At 65.6% G+C, this 15,504-nt stretch carries 18 protein-coding genes; 7 read left to right on the top strand and 11 right to left on the bottom strand.

All coding sequences use genetic code 11. The features are described 5' to 3' along the window. Positions 1-81 precede the first annotated feature (81 nt). The 8 genes from ACQ260_RS02935 to ACQ260_RS02900 form a co-directional block, all read right to left on the bottom strand. Entirely contained in the window at positions 82-1,314 is a 1,233-nt protein-coding gene (locus ACQ260_RS02935) for a 3-hydroxyacyl-CoA dehydrogenase (protein ID WP_432557900.1), read from the bottom strand. Between the two features lie 203 nt (positions 1,315-1,517). Then, positions 1,518-1,829, bottom strand: a complete 312-nt coding sequence (locus tag ACQ260_RS02930) for a hypothetical protein (protein ID WP_432557899.1) — start codon at positions 1,827-1,829, stop codon at positions 1,518-1,520. Continuing rightward, entirely contained in the window at positions 1,822-2,319 is a 498-nt protein-coding gene (locus tag ACQ260_RS02925; protein WP_432557898.1) for a hypothetical protein, read from the bottom strand. Before ACQ260_RS02925 ends, ACQ260_RS02930 begins: the two co-directional genes overlap by 8 nt. Continuing rightward, positions 2,319-3,383, bottom strand: a complete 1,065-nt coding sequence (locus tag ACQ260_RS02920) for an NADH:ubiquinone reductase (Na(+)-transporting) subunit F (RefSeq protein WP_432557897.1) — start codon at positions 3,381-3,383, stop codon at positions 2,319-2,321. The genes ACQ260_RS02925 and ACQ260_RS02920 overlap by 1 nt, the downstream gene beginning before the upstream one ends. A 93-nt stretch (positions 3,384-3,476) precedes the next feature. Then, positions 3,477-3,845: a phenol hydroxylase subunit P4 gene (locus ACQ260_RS02915; RefSeq protein ID WP_432557896.1), complete on the bottom strand. Its 369-nt coding sequence runs from the start codon at positions 3,843-3,845 to the stop codon at positions 3,477-3,479. A gap of 149 nt (positions 3,846-3,994) precedes the next feature. Next, positions 3,995-5,482 carry a YHS domain-containing protein gene (locus tag ACQ260_RS02910; protein ID WP_432557895.1) on the bottom strand — a complete coding sequence of 496 codons (1,488 nt, stop codon included), beginning with the start codon at positions 5,480-5,482 and terminating at the stop codon, positions 3,995-3,997. Between the two features lie 116 nt (positions 5,483-5,598). After that, a complete protein-coding gene (locus tag ACQ260_RS02905) occupies positions 5,599-5,892 on the bottom strand; it encodes an MmoB/DmpM family protein (RefSeq protein WP_432557894.1) in 294 nt (97 codons plus the stop codon). 50 nt (positions 5,893-5,942) lie between these two features. Then, a complete protein-coding gene (locus ACQ260_RS02900; RefSeq protein ID WP_432557893.1) occupies positions 5,943-6,953 on the bottom strand; it encodes a ferritin family protein in 1,011 nt (336 codons plus the stop codon). Positions 6,954-7,237: 284 nt separating this feature from the next. On the opposite strand from ACQ260_RS02900, the gene ACQ260_RS02895 reads away from it, so the two are divergent. The 3 genes from ACQ260_RS02895 to nucS are packed head-to-tail and all read left to right on the top strand — an operon-like array spanning position 7,238 to position 9,913. Beyond that, entirely contained in the window at positions 7,238-8,527 is a 1,290-nt protein-coding gene (locus ACQ260_RS02895; protein WP_432557892.1) for a PucR family transcriptional regulator, read from the top strand. Then, a complete protein-coding gene (locus tag ACQ260_RS02890) occupies positions 8,524-9,174 on the top strand; it encodes an LON peptidase substrate-binding domain-containing protein (protein ID WP_432557891.1) in 651 nt (216 codons plus the stop codon). The genes ACQ260_RS02895 and ACQ260_RS02890 overlap by 4 nt, the downstream gene beginning before the upstream one ends. A gap of 28 nt (positions 9,175-9,202) precedes the next feature. Further along, positions 9,203-9,913, top strand: a complete 711-nt coding sequence (gene nucS, locus ACQ260_RS02885; RefSeq protein ID WP_432557890.1) for an endonuclease NucS — start codon at positions 9,203-9,205, stop codon at positions 9,911-9,913. A 13-nt stretch (positions 9,914-9,926) separates the two neighbouring features. On the opposite strand, the gene ACQ260_RS02880 is transcribed toward nucS, so the two are convergent. From ACQ260_RS02880 to mce, 3 genes are all read right to left on the bottom strand, one after another. Beyond that, a complete protein-coding gene (locus tag ACQ260_RS02880) occupies positions 9,927-10,949 on the bottom strand; it encodes an AI-2E family transporter (RefSeq protein ID WP_432557889.1) in 1,023 nt (340 codons plus the stop codon). A gap of 311 nt (positions 10,950-11,260) precedes the next feature. Then, on the bottom strand, positions 11,261-12,571 hold the full coding sequence (locus tag ACQ260_RS02875; protein WP_432557888.1) for a DivIVA domain-containing protein: 1,311 nt from the start codon (positions 12,569-12,571) through the stop codon (positions 11,261-11,263). 99 nt (positions 12,572-12,670) lie between these two features. Next, positions 12,671-13,126 carry a methylmalonyl-CoA epimerase gene (gene mce, locus ACQ260_RS02870; protein ID WP_432557887.1) on the bottom strand — a complete coding sequence of 152 codons (456 nt, stop codon included), beginning with the start codon at positions 13,124-13,126 and terminating at the stop codon, positions 12,671-12,673. A gap of 115 nt (positions 13,127-13,241) precedes the next feature. Between mce and meaB the strand changes: the two genes are divergently transcribed. The 4 genes from meaB to ACQ260_RS02850 all read left to right on the top strand — a co-directional run bounded on the left by meaB (position 13,242) and on the right by ACQ260_RS02850 (position 15,504). Next, on the top strand, positions 13,242-14,207 hold the full coding sequence (gene meaB, locus ACQ260_RS02865) for a methylmalonyl Co-A mutase-associated GTPase MeaB (protein ID WP_432557886.1): 966 nt from the start codon (positions 13,242-13,244) through the stop codon (positions 14,205-14,207). A gap of 94 nt (positions 14,208-14,301) precedes the next feature. Continuing rightward, positions 14,302-14,460 carry a hypothetical protein gene (locus ACQ260_RS02860; RefSeq protein ID WP_432557885.1) on the top strand — a complete coding sequence of 53 codons (159 nt, stop codon included), beginning with the start codon at positions 14,302-14,304 and terminating at the stop codon, positions 14,458-14,460. Positions 14,461-14,479: 19 nt separating this feature from the next. Continuing rightward, on the top strand, positions 14,480-15,007 hold the full coding sequence (locus tag ACQ260_RS02855; protein WP_432557884.1) for a PH domain-containing protein: 528 nt from the start codon (positions 14,480-14,482) through the stop codon (positions 15,005-15,007). Beyond that, a complete protein-coding gene (locus ACQ260_RS02850) occupies positions 15,004-15,504 on the top strand; it encodes a MarR family winged helix-turn-helix transcriptional regulator (protein ID WP_432557883.1) in 501 nt (166 codons plus the stop codon). Before ACQ260_RS02855 ends, ACQ260_RS02850 begins: the two co-directional genes overlap by 4 nt.

The following is a 15,504-nucleotide window of genomic DNA, read 5'->3' as shown; positions in this document are numbered from 1 at the left end:
CCTGAGGAACAGGATGCCTTGGGTCTCGGTCCCGCCGGCCACTTGGGTCAGCAGGAGACTGAGGTCAGCAGGAGACTGAGGTCAGCCGCGCGGGTTGCTGGCGTGCAAATCCGCGGTGGAAGCCTGCAACTCGTCGAGGGCGCCGGCCTGGTCGTCGGCCTCGGCAAGCTGACGCAGGAGGCGGGCCGGACGGTGCCCCGGCTCGCCGGTCTCGGCATAGATGCCTTCGACGATCTCCAGGACGCGCTTCGGGGTCATCTCCTTGAGCACCTCGAACGGCTTCGGCATCCGGCAGCCCTCGGCCATGCCGGTGTTGACGGCGTCGACGGAGGCATAGTTCTCCTCGACCATCTTGATGCAGTTGTTCAGGTATTCACCGACGAGACGGTCGGGGAGCTCAGCCTTGCGCGACTGCAGCGGACGACGGATCGGACCCCGATCCTCGGAGACCTTGCCGTCGACATAGGTATAGAAGCCCTTGCCGGTCTTGCGGCCCTGCATGTTGGCGGTCACCAACCGGGACAGGATCGGCGCAGGCGCGTTGACGCGGTTCTTGGTCTCGTCATAGAGCTTCTCGAGGACCGCGAGGCACACGTCGTTGCCGATCATGTCAGCGAGCGCCAGCGGGCCCATCGGATAGCCGGCGGCCTCGACCATCGCGCTGTCGATCTCCTCGCGGGTCGCGAAGCCGTTCTCATAGAGATGGATGGCGGAGCCGATGTAGGGCACGAGGAGCGCGTTGACGATGAAGCCCGCGCGGTCGTTGACCACGACCGGCGACTTGCGCAGGCCCTTGAGCAGCTCGACGAGCTGCTCGACGACCGAATCATCGGTATAGACCGTGCGGATGACCTCGACCAGGGTCTGCACCGGGGCCGGGTTGAAGAAGTGCACGCCCACGACACGTTCCGGGCGGGACACCGCAGCGGCGATCGCGGTGATGGCCAGCGACGAGGTGTTGGTCGCGAGGATGGCGCCCTCGGGAGCGGCCGCGTCGATCTTCTTGAAGATGTCCTGCTTGATGCCGAGGTCCTCGAAGACGGCCTCGACGACCAGACTGACGTCGGTCACGGCCTCGGCAGGATCGGTGAAATAGGTGATGCGACCGACGAGAGCGGCCTGCTCCTCCTCGGTCATCCGGCCCTTCGACACAGCGCGGCCGGTGGACTTCTGGATGATGGAACGACCCCGCTCGAGCGCTGCCTCGTTGTTGTCGACAGCGTGAACCTCGAAGCCGGCCTTGGCGAAGACTTCAGTGATGCCGGCACCCATGGTGCCCTGGCCGATTACGGCTACCTTCTTGTTTTCTGTCACGTTTCGTGAGTTTAGCTAGTTGCTAATCCCGCCGTGGCATGTTCACGGATCGGCTGATAATTGTACGCAGGCGGGCGCGAACCCCTACAATGCACCTTTTCTACTCATCGGTAGGGCTGCTGAACTCCGGGCGACTGCTGCCGGGCGCGGACGCAGCAGGAGCCGGCCCAGGGGGTGGGCCGGCTCCTTGATTGCGACTTGGATCAGCGGTACATCGGGGACTCCGAGATGGGCCAGCCCATCCGGTGCACCTTGGTGAACTCGATGTCGACCTCGCCGAGGCCGAAGTCCTGCAGTTTCAGGTTGAACGCAGGGTTCTCGACCATCTTGCGAGCGATGTCCTCGTTGGTCCACACATCGAACACCTTGAAGCCGTCGGCGACCGGTGCCGCCAAATGCACCAGCGGCCTGGCCGGGGAGACGTCGACCACGTGACTGAGCACTTGGTTGTAGCGCTCCTGTAGTTCGGCGCTGTCACCCTTCCAGTGGAAGGTGACCAAGGTGGTTTCACTCATGCTTCTTCTCCTCATTGAGCTGAATCTCCGGGCGGTCGATCCCGATGAGCGAGATGGCAAGTTCTTCCATGAACGCCTCGTTCTCCGGGAGCACCTCCCCTCCCATCTGATCGAACTCGGGCGATTCCGCGACGATCAGACCAGTGTGCCTGTCTTCCTGGTCGATCGATACCCGCACCGATCGATCGCGCCACCGCAGCGTGAAGCTCAAGTGGCCGGTGCCGTACTCGTCCTCGAGCGTGATGTGGTCGCCTGCTGGGTCGAGCATGGAATTGGCCTCGGAGATCACGTGCTCGGCACGCGTACGCAGGCCGAACCACTCCCAGGTCGCCACGGCGATCTGCTCGGGTCTGGACCGTTTGAAGACGAGGGTGGAGGTGGCATCCCCACCGGTCGTTGCCTCCCGCACACGGACCATGAACGGAGTCAGCACCACGTCATGGGGGCTGTCCCGTGCCGTGGGCGGATAGTCATGAGCATGTTCACTCATCAGTTGGTCCTCATCAGCGGCGACCGGGTGCCGCCGGTCTCCTTGTCGGAAGAGTCGAAGAAGTCCTCGCGATAGGTGTCACGCGGGAACAGGCGCTTCTTCATGAGCATCTTGAGCGACGCCTCGACCATGGGCGGCGGACCGCAGATGTACGCCACCATGCCGCGGAGGGTCTTGAAGTCCTCGTCGATGACATCGGTCACCAGGCCGAAGGAGGTGTTCTCGACGCCCTCTTCCTCGGACAGGCAGGGGTGATAGAAGAACTGGTCCTCGTGCTCCTCCTGCAACTGACGGAAGTACTCGACGTCGTACAGGTCCTCGGCTCCGCGCACACCGTGATAGAGGTGCATGACCTGGCCGGTCTCTTCCTCGATGACGTGCTTGACCATCGACTTGAGCGGGGACAGGCCGGTGCCGCCGCCGATCATGATGATCGGCTTCTCCTTGGCGGTTCGCACGAAGAAGCGTCCATAGGGCCCGGCGATCTTGACCTCGTCGCCAACCTTCAGGTCCTTGAAGATCCAGCCGTCGGTGCCCTTGCCGCCGGGGGTGCGCCGAACGGCGAGCTCGATCTGGTTGCCGTCCTTGGGCGAGTTGGCCATCGACCAGCTGCGGAACTCGCCGTCGGTGTTCGGCAGGGTGACCTGGACGTACTGCCCTGCATTGAACTCGATCGGGGTGTCCAGGTCGATGGTGATCCGGCGGGTCTCCCGGGCACAGTCCTCGAGCGCGCTGACGACGCCCTTGTAGTCCCGGACGGGGTGCATGGTCACACCCTCCTCGGCCTCGACGTCCGCCTCGATCGTGACGTCGGACTCTGGGGTGGCGACACAGACGAGGGTCTTGCCCTCGTTGCGCTCATATTCCATGAGGGCGAATTCGGAGGCGTCCTGATGGTTGACATCCCCGTCGAGGATCTCGACCTTGCAGGTGCCGCACGTGCCGTGGGTGCAGGCGTGGGGGAGCCACACGCCGTTGCGGAGGCACGCGTCGAGGATGTTCTGGTCTTCCCGGCACTCGACCTCGGCGTCGAGCGATTCGATGCGGATGGTGTGGGTTGTCATCCAAGTCTCTTTCTTGCGTGATGTGTCGAACACGGCACTGGCCGGCCGCGCGCCCAGCGGTGGCCGGCCAGTGCCCGGTGCGTCGGGTGGGTGTCAGGCGATCTCGAAGCTGACGAGACCCTTGTGCTCGACGCCGATGCTCTCGAGGGTGTCGTCGTCCTTGGGCTCGATGGCAGTGTCGTCCATCTGCCACTTCGTGACGCGGGACGCGTCATAGTCGGGGTCCTTGGACGCCCACGGGGTCACCACGTTGGCCACGAAGTCCGACCACTTCATGTTGCGGGGGACCCGGAAGCACGAGGGGCAGACGTTGAACACGGTGCCGCGCCACCAGACGTTGACGAGCTGGTCGTCTCCGTACAGGGAGATGTGGTCGCGGGACGGGAAGTTGTACTCGCCGAATTCGGTCGGCGGCGGGACCATTTCAGAGGGGGCTTTGGCAATCTCGGGATCGATGATCATTTTCACTCCAAGAATCACAGCATCGTGACTAGTTCAGTGCCCGGGCGCCGGCGTGGCGCTCGGAAGGGATGGTTCGGGGTGACGCTGGAGAGCCACCCCGAGGCGTGCCTGCGCTGCGCACGCAGGCCCGCCGGACGGGGAGGCACGAATCAGGAAACGTTGGCGGGCTCGTGCCACTTGGCCCAGTTCTTGGCGTCGGTGGTGTCCAGGTACTCGCCGTTCTCGCTGGTGTTGATGCCGTACCAGTCCAGAACCTCGGGGATGGTGTTGCCACCGCAGTTGCCCTGATAGATCTGGTGCACCGGCAGCCAGGCCTGGCGGTACTTCCACGGCTCGCGATCGAAGATCCACTTGCAGCCATCGGAGCAGGTGTTGTAGCGCTCGCCCTCGTAGTGGCTCACACGCTGGGCGTGCGCCACCGGGTTGCCGGGCTCGGTGAAGCCCATCGGGATCTGGCAGACCTGGCAGAGCATGGGCAGACCGCCGTTGAAGAAGCGGTTGCCGTCGGCCTGCATCTCGCGCGCCTTCTCGTAGGCCGGGCGATAGAAGTCGTCGAAGTGCTCACCGTACTGCTCCGAGAACCATTCCATCTCGTCCGCGAAGGGGATGGTGGTGTTGTACGCACCGGCGTGGGCGTAGTTGTAGAAGATCCAGAATGCCTGGTGGGGCATGTAGTTCTTCTCGGTGATCGCCTGGTCGACATGGCGCGGCGGCCGGATGCCGTAGTACTCCAGGTCGGGGAACAGGCCTTCGAGCATCTGCTGCTCGAGATAGAGCTCGAAGGATTCCTTCCAGGACATGGCCTTCTTCGGCAGGAAGTAGTCCTGCATCAGGGCCACGATGCTCAGCAGGCGATAGCCACGCCAGAACCACTTGTCGACCCAGTCCTGGATGATCGGGACGTTGTCCTCGTCCTGCTCGAGGATGAACTTGATGACCTCGAGACCGAGCGTCATGTGGCGCGACTCGTCGGACTGGGCCGAGAAGCCGAACGTCATGGTGCTCAGGTCGCCGTTGAAGCTCGCACCCGACATGAAGGGCACGAACAGCAGGTTGGTCAGGAAGTACTCGAAGCTGAACGAGATCGCGAGCATGAACTCGAACGGGCCGGCCGACAGGCCGTCGTCGAAGAACGACTTCGGCACCGACAGATACCAAACCCGGTCGTGCATGACGTTCGGATCCTGGAGGTGGTCGTAGTACTTGTTGTACTGCGACACCGCGTGAGTCTGCGTCTGGTTGTGGCGCAGTTCGTCGATGCTCTGGTACAGGCAGGCGATGCGGGCGCCGGCACCGTTGAGGTGGCGGGCCAGATAGCCGAAGTTGCGGTACGCCTGGTATTCGAGCGGGGTCACGCCCTGGAGGAACATGCGGACTGCGTTGAAGTAGCGCGCGTCGGACGCCTGCAGATGGCCCTGGCCCTGGGCGAAGCTGTCGATGACGGCGTAGAGGCGCTTGTCCTTCTCGGACTGATACTTGTGGTACGCCTCGACGGTCAGCCGGAAGGGATCCTCCCAGGCATCCCAGTCGTGGATCTTGATGCCCTCGAACTGGGTGTACGGGTACATCTGCTCTTCGGTCACATAGCTGGGCTCCCAGTCGAGCCCACGGGTCATCGTGGCGTAACGCTCACGCATTGAAGCTTTCTTGGCCATTCTCAATATCTCCTGTGATATTCGTTCGGGGTTCGGCCGCCTTCGTCGGGCGGGCCTGCGGATGTCTCCGCGGTGGGCTCAGAGAGCCGGGAACAACGTCAGCGGCGCCAAGCGATTTCGATGTAGTCGTCTTCGATGTCGAGGTTGCCGGACATCGAGATGATCGAGAGCTGGATCTCGGAGGTCTCCCACTCCTCGCCCAGGTGCTTCTCAACCGTCTCCTTGTTGATGCGAAGACCGCCGTCGTTGCGGATCTTCACCATTCCGGGCTGATAGAGCAGCTCGGCGTCGGGATTGTCCTCGACGATGGCTTCAACGATGGGTCGGTTGGTCTCGGTGTCCTGGATGTCGATGCTGGCGACGCGAGGGCGACGGGCCTTGGCTTCGGTCATGTGATTCTCCTCAGGTGTGGTCGGACGATGTGGTGAAGGGTCCGGCCTCGTCAGAGGGGGATGCCCAGGTCGGAGTAGCGCTTCTTGAGGGCTTCGGTGTTCTGCGTCAGGAAGTCGACGGCGCCCTTCTGCGGGAGCGTGGCGTCGAACTGTTCGGCGATGGCCTGAACCGCGGCCGTGGCCTGTCCGAGACGGGTCTCGACCATGTCCTTGAGCGCCTGGGCGTTCTGCTCGCCGTGGTTCTCGTCGTTGACCCATGCCTTCAGCAGCGGGTTGAGCCACTTCTGCTGATCGGCGTACCAAGTCGTGAAGTGCTCGTTGAGCAACGACATGACCGTCGCGCCCTCGGCCAGCGCCATGTCCTCGACATAGGCGTGCATGAGCGGGAACAACTGGGCATCGATGAGGTCGACCGCGATCAAGCCGACGCCCCAGTCCTTCTCGATGAGGGCTTCCTCGGTGTACTTCCGCAGCGGCTGGAGGGCCTCGCTGTCCATCCAGTGCTCCTTGGCGACATCGAGCGCCTCGGTGGTGCCGCCGGCCACGGTCAGACCGATCATCGAGTGGGCCTGTGCGTTGCCGAGACGGTCGAACGACGACAGCGACAGGACCTGCGAGATGCTGTGGCCCCAGGCGAAGCGACCGCCGTTGATGAGGATCAACTGGGCCGCGCCCTCCCAGTGACGCATGGGGAGATAGAGGCTCTGGATCACAGTCTTCCAGTGCTCCGCGAGCCGCTCGACCAGGTTGCGCTCCTCGATGAACTTGAGGTTCTTGGCGAAGTTCTCGTAGTCCTCGGCCCGCTTGGCCACGAAGCTGGCGTAGTAGAACTGACGCGGATCGGTGTACAAGTACGGGTCCGTCAGCTTCAGAACGCTGTAGTCGGGGTCATAGAGCTCGCGGGACGGGTCCCACATGGGCCGGTAGTGGAAGTTCTCCTCCGGCTGGGCCCGATAGACGGCTTCCTGATAACGGGAGCCAGCCTTTTCGCCGAATCGGCGCTCCAGCTCTGCGTAGGCGGCCCGCCTGGGCTCAATCGTGTGTGTGCGGATGTTGCTCATCGAGTCTCCTCTGGATCGACTGTGATCCGGACTGCGGCGGGGCTGCGCCCCCGCTCACCTGAGAACCACGATAAGTGCCACCCCAGCCCTCGGCTAGGCCCTTGTCGGGGACGTGCGCCGGGCCGCGAGCGGTTGTTCAAAGTGCACACAGTCACGGCCATCGACCCGGGTTTGTTCCGTCTGGCAGCACAGCTGGTTGCGCTCCTCGCACCCGCTGCATTTTGCTGTCACCATGGACCAGCAATGGAGTTGGCGCCCCGGCCTCTGTGCGCCCGCGTGCAGGCATGTCGGCTGATCGTTGGCGGTCCGTCCGGACCACGGTCGCGAAACGAATGCTCGCCAGACACACCACCTTGGCCCAGGAGTTGACTTCCGCGATCAAGGCGAGGATGCCTGAGTTCCGCAAGATCGATCCGGGTCTGCAGCGCACTTTGGACGAGATGACCCGCCACGTCATTCAGGTCACGGTGGGCGGTCTGATCGACCTGAAACCCTGCCCGCCGCCTCCGCCCACGTCGCCGACCCTGGCTTTCGCGCGACGCATGGGCGAGCGCGGGCTCCCGGCCTATCGGACGGTATTGGTTGGGCAGATTGCACAACGCTGGCTGCTCAACAGGATGTTGGCGGAGTTGGAGCTGGCATTGCCCGAGCCGGCCTCCCTCGACCTCGTCGTGCCGATGGTGACCTGGCAGCTTTCGTGCTTCTCAGTGCTCGACGACGCCGTCGGGGAGCAGCACATGATGGCCCAGGAGCGGACCCGGGCGAAGGTCGGTGGGATCGCGCCCGAGGATGTCGCCTTCGCCCTGGAGGTCGCCGAGGATGTCGATCAGATCGAGGCGCTGCTGCACTACGTCCTCGACGCCCGGCATCTCGGCTTGGTGGTGTGGAGCCAGCACGGCACCGTCCGCGGCAACCGGTTGGTGCGGATCGTCCGGGCGCTGAGGCAGTTGGGACCGGTCGACGACGTGGTGGTGTCACCACGGGACCTCGTATCGGTGCACGCCTGGGTATCGCTCGGCGGTCCGGTGCGCCAGGCGACGACCCAGATCAGCCGTGCCCTGTGGACCACCGCCGAACTGCGGGTGAGCTTCGGCGAGCCGGCGCACGGCTTGGTCGGCTTCCGCAGCACTCACTACCAGGCGGTGGCCGCCCATGATGTCGCACAACTCCCGGGCTCGATCGGCGAACCGGCGGTGCGCTATCGGGATGTCGCCGTCACCTCGCTGCTGAGCCGGCATGCGGGGGAGAGTCAGCCGTGGGTGCTCAGCGTGCTGGGCGAACTCGGCACCGAATGCGACGACCGGGCGAGGTTGCGGGAGACGTTGCGGGTGTACCTGGAGGTGGGGGAGAACGCGTCCGCAGCGGCCACGCGCCTGTTCGTCCACCGAAACACGGTGAAATACCGCGTGGCCCGGGCCATCGACGAGCTGGGCGTGTCGTTCGAGACCAACCGGCTCGCGGTGGCGGCAGCGCTGAACTACCACCACTACGCGATCGGGGACCACGGCAGCAACATCGCCCCGGGCCGAACTGCCGCGCTCCGGGGCACCGACCTCGGGGAGGGCGAATCATGACCCCGACGATCCGGCATCGCGAGGTGCCGTTGTTCCCTCTCGGGATGGTGCAGTTCCCCGGGATGCCGCTTGAACTCCGCATCTTCGAGCCACGCTATCTGCGGCTGCTGGAGGACCTCACCGGCACCGAACCTCGTGAGTTCGGGGTGGTTGCGATCAGCAGCGGGCACGAGGTGGGTCAGGAGAATCTGCATGGCATCGTCCCCACCGGCTGCGCCGTGCGGATCGACGAGATTCGCGAGGCCGGCTCGCGCGTGCTGCTGCGGGCGACTGGCACGTGGCGCTTCGACCGCATTGAGATCGTCGACCGTGCCACGCCCTATCTGATGGCGCGGGTCCGTCCGCTGCCCGATGATTCGGCCGTCGACTCGGACGCCGGTCCCGTCGGAGCACTGCGCGCCGCGCTCTTGGCGTACGCGGACGCCGCCGGACTCGAACTCGGCACAGTCCCGGCCGACCCTGACGAACTCATCTGGTGGCTTGCGGCGGGCGGCCCCTTCACTCAGACCGAACGTCTCCGGGTGCTCGCCGCGGCGAGAGCGGAACGGCTCGACCTGCTGACCAAGTGCCTGCGTCGCGAGGCCGCGTTGCTGCGGAGCACCGGGAGCGTGCCCTTCCAGGGGGACCGTCGCCAGAGCACCAATTGACTACCCGCCATGGGTTAGGTTGGCCTGCGTGCGATTGGTGATTGCCCGCTGCCAGGTCGATTTCGCAGGTGCCCTGACGGCGCATCTGCCCCCCGCTCGACGGCTGATCCTGGTGAAGGCCGACGGCTCGGTGTCGATTCACGCGGATGGTGGGGCGTACAAGCCGCTGAATTGGATGACGCCGCCCTGCACGCTGACCGTGCGTGCACCGGAAGCGGACGAAGCCGCGGTGACCGCCGACCTGGACCACGAGGTCCGCGAGGTCTGGGAGGTCAAGGGCAAGGACGGCGCCACCTTGCAGATCTCGGTGTTCGAGGTGCTCCACGACACCAGCCACGAACTGGGAGTCGACCCGGGGCTGCAGAAGGACGGGGTGGAAGCCCACCTCCAAGCCCTCCTGGCTGAACATCCCGAGACCCTGGGTGACGGGCTCACCTTGGTCCGTCGGGAATATCCGACCGCGATCGGCCCCGTCGACCTCATGTGCCGCACGGCGGGCGGAGCTTATGTGGCGGTCGAGATCAAACGCCGCGGCGAGATCGACGGCGTCGAACAGCTGACCCGCTATCTCGACCTGTTGCGGCGGGACCCCCTCCTCGGCGACGTGCAGGGGGTGTTCGCGGCCCAGTTGATCAAGCCACAGGCAAAGGTCTTGGCGGCTGATCGGGGTATTGCGTGTGTGACCGTCGACTACGACGCCCTGCGCGGGATGGACAACGCCGAGGACCGCCTGTTCTGATTCTCGGCCCGGATCAGGTCCGGTCGAGCCGGGGCAGCAGCACCTCGCGATAGAGCAGGAGCAGGGCAGCCGCGGTCGGGATCGCCATGAGCGCGCCCACGATGCCCAGGAGCGTGCCGCCGGCGAGAGCCGCGACGATCACGAGCACACCGGGCACGTCGACCTGCCGCTTCATGACCCGCGGTTGGATCACATAGGCCTCGAACTGCTGATAGATGAGGAAATAGACGATCGTGGCGACGGCGGCCCACGGACCGATGGTCGTGAGCGCCACCAGCGACACCAGGATCATCGACAGGTTCGACCCGACCAGCGGGATGAACGCGAACAGCGCCACCATCACCGCGAGCGCGAGGGCATAGTTGGCGAGTCCGATCACCATCATGAAGATGAAGCTGCAGGTGCCCGAGGTCGTCACCACCAGGAACATGCCGCTGAGATAGCCGCCGATCCGGCGGAACATCTCGTCCGCCAGGTAGCGCACCCGCGCTCGACGGCTTGCGGGCGCGAGGCGATAGATCGTTTCTTTGATGGCGGGCAGGGAGGCCAGAAAATACAGCGTCAGCACCGCGGTCACGATGAGGGAGAACACCGCATTGGCGAGGAGACGGCCTGCTCCGAGCAGGCCGCCGAAAACGCTGTTCAGCAGTCCTTGGCTCGTGAAGAACTCGGTTGCTCGTTGAATGATTCCGTATTGACGATCCAACTCGGCGATCTGCGGGTTGTTGCGCAACTCGACCAGCAGATCAGGCGCTGAGGTGAACAGTTGGGTGATCTGGACGGTGAACACCGGGACGACCGCCCAGCCCGCCAGCACCACAACGGCCAGCGCCGCGATCGCGACCAGACCGACGCTGAAGCCCCGGCGAAGGCCCCGCCGATTGAGGGTTTCAACCGCCGGGTTCAGGCCCAGCGAGATGAACAGCGACAACACCACGAGCACGAGAATCGATTGGATCTGGCCCAGGATCGTCACCAGCGTGATCGCCACCAGAGCGCCGAGGGCGCCGAAGAACCCGATCGCAAAGGGCGACATCCGGGCAATCGCGAATCGTGGGTCCGGTGGCGGGTCCGGCACAACCGGCGTCGTGGGGGCCGGCGGCGCCGAATGGCGAATGTCTTCGCTGCGACGACTTGTCACGACGGCGCGCTTCAACGCGTGGGCAATGCGTCCTCGACGGGAGCGGCCGGCGCGCCCGGCCGGTCCCCTCGGTGCCGGTGGGCCGGTGTCGGCCCGCTCCGGCGGCAGGTTGCGGTCCGCTGTCGACCTGAGGCCCGCTGTCGACGGCCCGGCCTCCGCAGGTGCGTTGGCCGGGCCGTCCGCGGAAGCGGACTGCGAGCTCTCGCTCATCGCGACTTGGTTGACCCCTGGGGCTGGTCGGCCTGCTGCTTCTGGTCGGCCTGCTTCTGGTCAGCTGGTTTCTGGTCAGTGGTGCGCGCGGTGGTGATGTCCGGGTCGGTGCCATCGGCCGCCGGCTCGGTGGGCGACGAATCCTGCCGTGCCTTGCCCCCCGTGCCCTTCTCGAGCTGGGCGGGCTTCGGCGCCGGTCGGATCATCGTGGCCTCCTGCGTGGCAGGTCCCTCGACCGCGGTGCCCTCCTGGGCGGCCAGTTCCATCCGCTGCTCGAGCGGGATCGTGTCGGGGAAGTCCGCGGCGGTCTGGCTGGCCAAGGCGCTGAGGCTGTTGAGCTGCGCCAAGATCGCCTGCTTGCGACGGGCCAGCCGTTCGTTCTCCCTGGTCATCTCCTGGCCACGGAAGGCTGCCTGCTGTTCCGCCTTCTGCAGGATCTGAGCCGCTTCCTTGCGGGCATTCGTGACGAGGGCATCTGCCTCGCGCGACGCGTGGACCTTGACCCGCTCGGCTTCGGTGAGCGACTCGTGACGGAGCTTGGTCGCGTTGTCCATCTCTGCTGCGAGCAGCTTCTGGGCCTCCTCATGGTTGAGGGTCGCGTCCGCGAGCAGCTTCTCGCTGGCGGAAGCCGACTCCTCGTGCTCCGCGGTCAGCTTCGCGAGGAGCTGTTCCCGTTCGGTTGCCGAATTCGCGCGCAGCGTGGCTGCCTCGCGCTCCGCGGACTGGCGCACCGAAGCGGCTTCGAGGCGGGCTGCTTCGAGCATCGCCTGGGCCTTGCGCTGTGCCTGCGTGGTGAGCGACTCCGCGTGCTGCTTGGCCCCGACGACGAGCCGGTCGCCTTCCTCGCGGGCCAGGGCAACCTGCTCGCCCACCTGACGCTCGAGGTTGGCCCGGAGCTCGCGCAACTCGCCCATCGCCGTGGTGCGGACGTCCTCACCGTCGCGCTCGGCCTGTTCGCGGATGTAGTTCGCCTGGCGGCGGGCCTCTTCCATGACCTGCTCGGCGTCCGCGGATGCCCGGTCGGTGATTTCCCGTGCCTGGGCGCGCGCGGCGCCCAGCATTTCGGTCGTGTAGCCGCCCAGATGGGTGAAATCGTTCTCTTCCGGACGACGTTCCGGGCGGTTGACCGCCTCGTGCAGTTCCTGCTGGAGCCGCGCGACCTGCTCGCGCAGCCGTGCCCGCTGCCCCTCGAGGCTGAGGACATATTCATCCACCGCCTGCCGGTCATAACCGCGCAGAGCGCTAGGGAAATTGCCGGCCGCGCTGGCCGTTTCATCGAACAGACTCAGACCCGAATCGTCGGTCACCATTGTTCTCCCTCACGAGGTGGACACCGGCCGCAACATTACCGGCCCGGTTGGGTCGAACACGGGAAGGCCACGGTCGCGTCTGCGACATTCCCACGCCTAGTGGCCCGCGCCCTGCTCCACCAGTTCCAGCAGGACGCCCTTGGCGTCCTTGGGGTGCACGAAGTTGATTCGCGACCCGGCGGTGCCGCGGCGGGGCTCGTCATAGAGCAGCCGGACGCCGCGCTCTCTGAGCACGGTGCACACCGCGTCGATGTCGGTGACCCGATAGGCCAGTTGCTGCAGCCCGGGGCCGCTGCGGTCGAGGAATTTGCCGATCGCGGACTCGGGCCGCAGGGGCGCGAGCAACTGGATCTGTGCGTTCTCGGCGCCCTGGGCGCCAGTGCCGAGCATCGCTTCCTCGACGCCCTGCTCCTCATTGGTCTCGCGGTGCAAAACGCGCCATCCAAGCACCTCGGTGTGGAAGCGGATTGCCTCGTCGAGGTCGGGGACCGCCAGGCCGACGTGGTCGACGCAAACGAAGAGATGGTCCGGGACTGCTGCGGGGGTTTCCATGTCCCCAGAGTTGCACAGCTCAGCCGGTCCCGGGGGCAGATCGGCGCTTCCGGGAGCCGTGGTCGTTAGGGTGAGAGAGCAACGATGTGCGGATCCCCGGGAGGCGGAGATGGACATGACGACCGACCCGGCGCCCGGCGCCGACCTGCAGCAGCTGGTGGCCAACGCGCGCGCCGGGCGGGTCCGTGCGATCGCCCGTCTGATCAGCCTGGTGGAGAACAATTCGCCGCGGCTGCGCGAAGCGATGAGTCTGATGGCGCCGCACACCGGCCATGCCCACGTGGTCGGGCTGACCGGCTCGCCGGGGGTGGGGAAGTCGACGACAGTTGCGGCCCTGATCGCGGCTTTCCGTCGACGGGGGGTGCGGATCGGCGTGCTCGCGGTCGACCCGTCGTCGCCCTTCACGGGGGGAGCGGTTCTCGGTGATCGCGTGCGCATGCAGAATCATTCCTTGGACACAGGTGTCTATATCCGGTCGATGGCCTCGCGAGGCCACCTCGGCGGGCTGTCCACTGCCGCTCCGCAGGCGCTGCGCGTGTTCGACACCGCCCGGTTCGATGTGGTCCTCGTCGAGACCGTCGGGGTAGGGCAGTCCGAAGTGGAGATCGCCTCCACCGCCGACACCACGCTCGTGCTGCTCGCGCCTGGGATGGGTGATGGGATCCAGGTCGCCAAGGCCGGCATCCTGGAGATCGGGGATGTGTTCGTCATCAACAAGGCAGATCGCGATGGCGTGCAGAACCTGCAGCGTGAGATCCGGGGGATGATCGCCCTCGATCCGCAGCGCGGGCCGCAGGAGTGGAAACCCCCGATCGTCCGCACCGTCGCCAGCGCGGGGGAGGGCATTGCCGAGCTGGCGGACCAGATCGAGGCGCACCGCGCAGCGCAGCGCCTCAGTGGGGCCTGGGATCGACGCCGGCTGGCCAGGTTCCGGGCGGAGATCGAAGCGCTCGCCCTGGCCGAGGTGCGGAGGCGTTTCCTCACCGGGGACCGCGCCGTCGCGGCCGACCTCGCAGCGCGCGTGCGGGACGGGCGAACCGACCCGTTCAGCGCGGCCGATCTCCTGCTGCGGAACCTCTGAACGGCGAGCCTGCTCGGTCACGGCCGCGTCGTGCGCTAGGAATAGTCAGAGTTCTGCGCACTTCCCGAGCACCGCAGTCAACCGGAGGCACAACGTGAGGGCATTCATCCAGAAATCCGTGCTTTTCCTGGTGATCGCCTTCTGTTTGTTCTATCTGATCACCCGCCCGGCTGACGCCGCGAACGCCGTGCGGGGGTTCTTCGGGGCTTTCGAATCGCTGTTCACCTTCTTTGCGACCCTGGCGTCCGGGTGAACCCGGGCAGGTCCGGACCGTGCAACGCTTCCTGAATCCCTGCGTCGAACAGCACCTGATCAGCGATGAGGGCGAGGAGATCATCGACGAGGTGCGCAAGCATCCGATGGCGGTCGCTTGGGCTCTTGTCGGTCTCGTCGGGTGCATGCTTCTCTTCTTGGCGATGCCCTTCGCCGGCCCCGTCTGGCCGATTCCATTGTTGGCAGGCCTGCTCCTGTTCCTCCGTTGCGTGTGGGCGATTCACGGAGCGCACATGGATCGGTTCGTCATCACGAACATGCGCGTCTTCCGAGTCCACGGCATCGTGAGCCAACAAACTGCCACGATGCCGATGCAGCGCATTCTCGACATCACCGTCAACAAGCCGATCCTCGGCCAGATCTTCGGCTATGGCCATTTCGTCTTCGAATCGGCAGCGCAGGACCAGGGGCTGCGGGACATCCGATACGTTGCAAGGCCGGACGAGAGGGACCTCACCATCCAGCGCGTCATCCAGCGGTCGGGTGCACGCCAGCCCGTCCGGCGACGGGACCAGGAGGCGATGTGACGAGGACACCCCTGCCGTTCGACCCGATCGAACGGGGAGCCGAACTGTGGGGTTCGCATGACTATCCCGATGTGCCGCGGATGCGGGCGATCACTTCGCTGATGCGCGTGCACCAGTTGGTCATCACGGAAATGGACGAGGCGGTCAAACCGTTCGGGCTCACGTTCGCGCGTTATGAGGTGCTGGTGCTCCTGTCGTTCTCGCGGTCGGGCGCCCTGCCGTTGGGCAAGATCGGTGAGCGACTCCAGGTGCACGCCACGTCGGTGACTCCGCTGGTGCAGCGATTGGCGGCCGCGGGCCTGATCGAGCGCCAGCGCCATCCCGACGACGGACGGGCCGTGCTGGCTTCGCTGACGGAGAAAGGCAAGCGCGTTCTGGCAGAGGCCACGGAGGCAATCACCCGGGCGCAGTTCGGCCTCGGTGCCCTCACCCAGGAGCAGTGCGGGGAACTCAGCGCCATCCTCCGCAACATCAGACTGGCCGCCGGGGATTTCTGA

Origin of the sequence: Ammonicoccus luteus, assembly GCF_050880385.1 — a bacterium.
Lineage (GTDB): Bacteria > Actinomycetota > Actinomycetes > Propionibacteriales > Propionibacteriaceae > Enemella.
The sequence above is the reverse complement of the archived record's forward strand: the minus strand, read 5'-3'. Positions and strand labels throughout refer to the sequence as shown.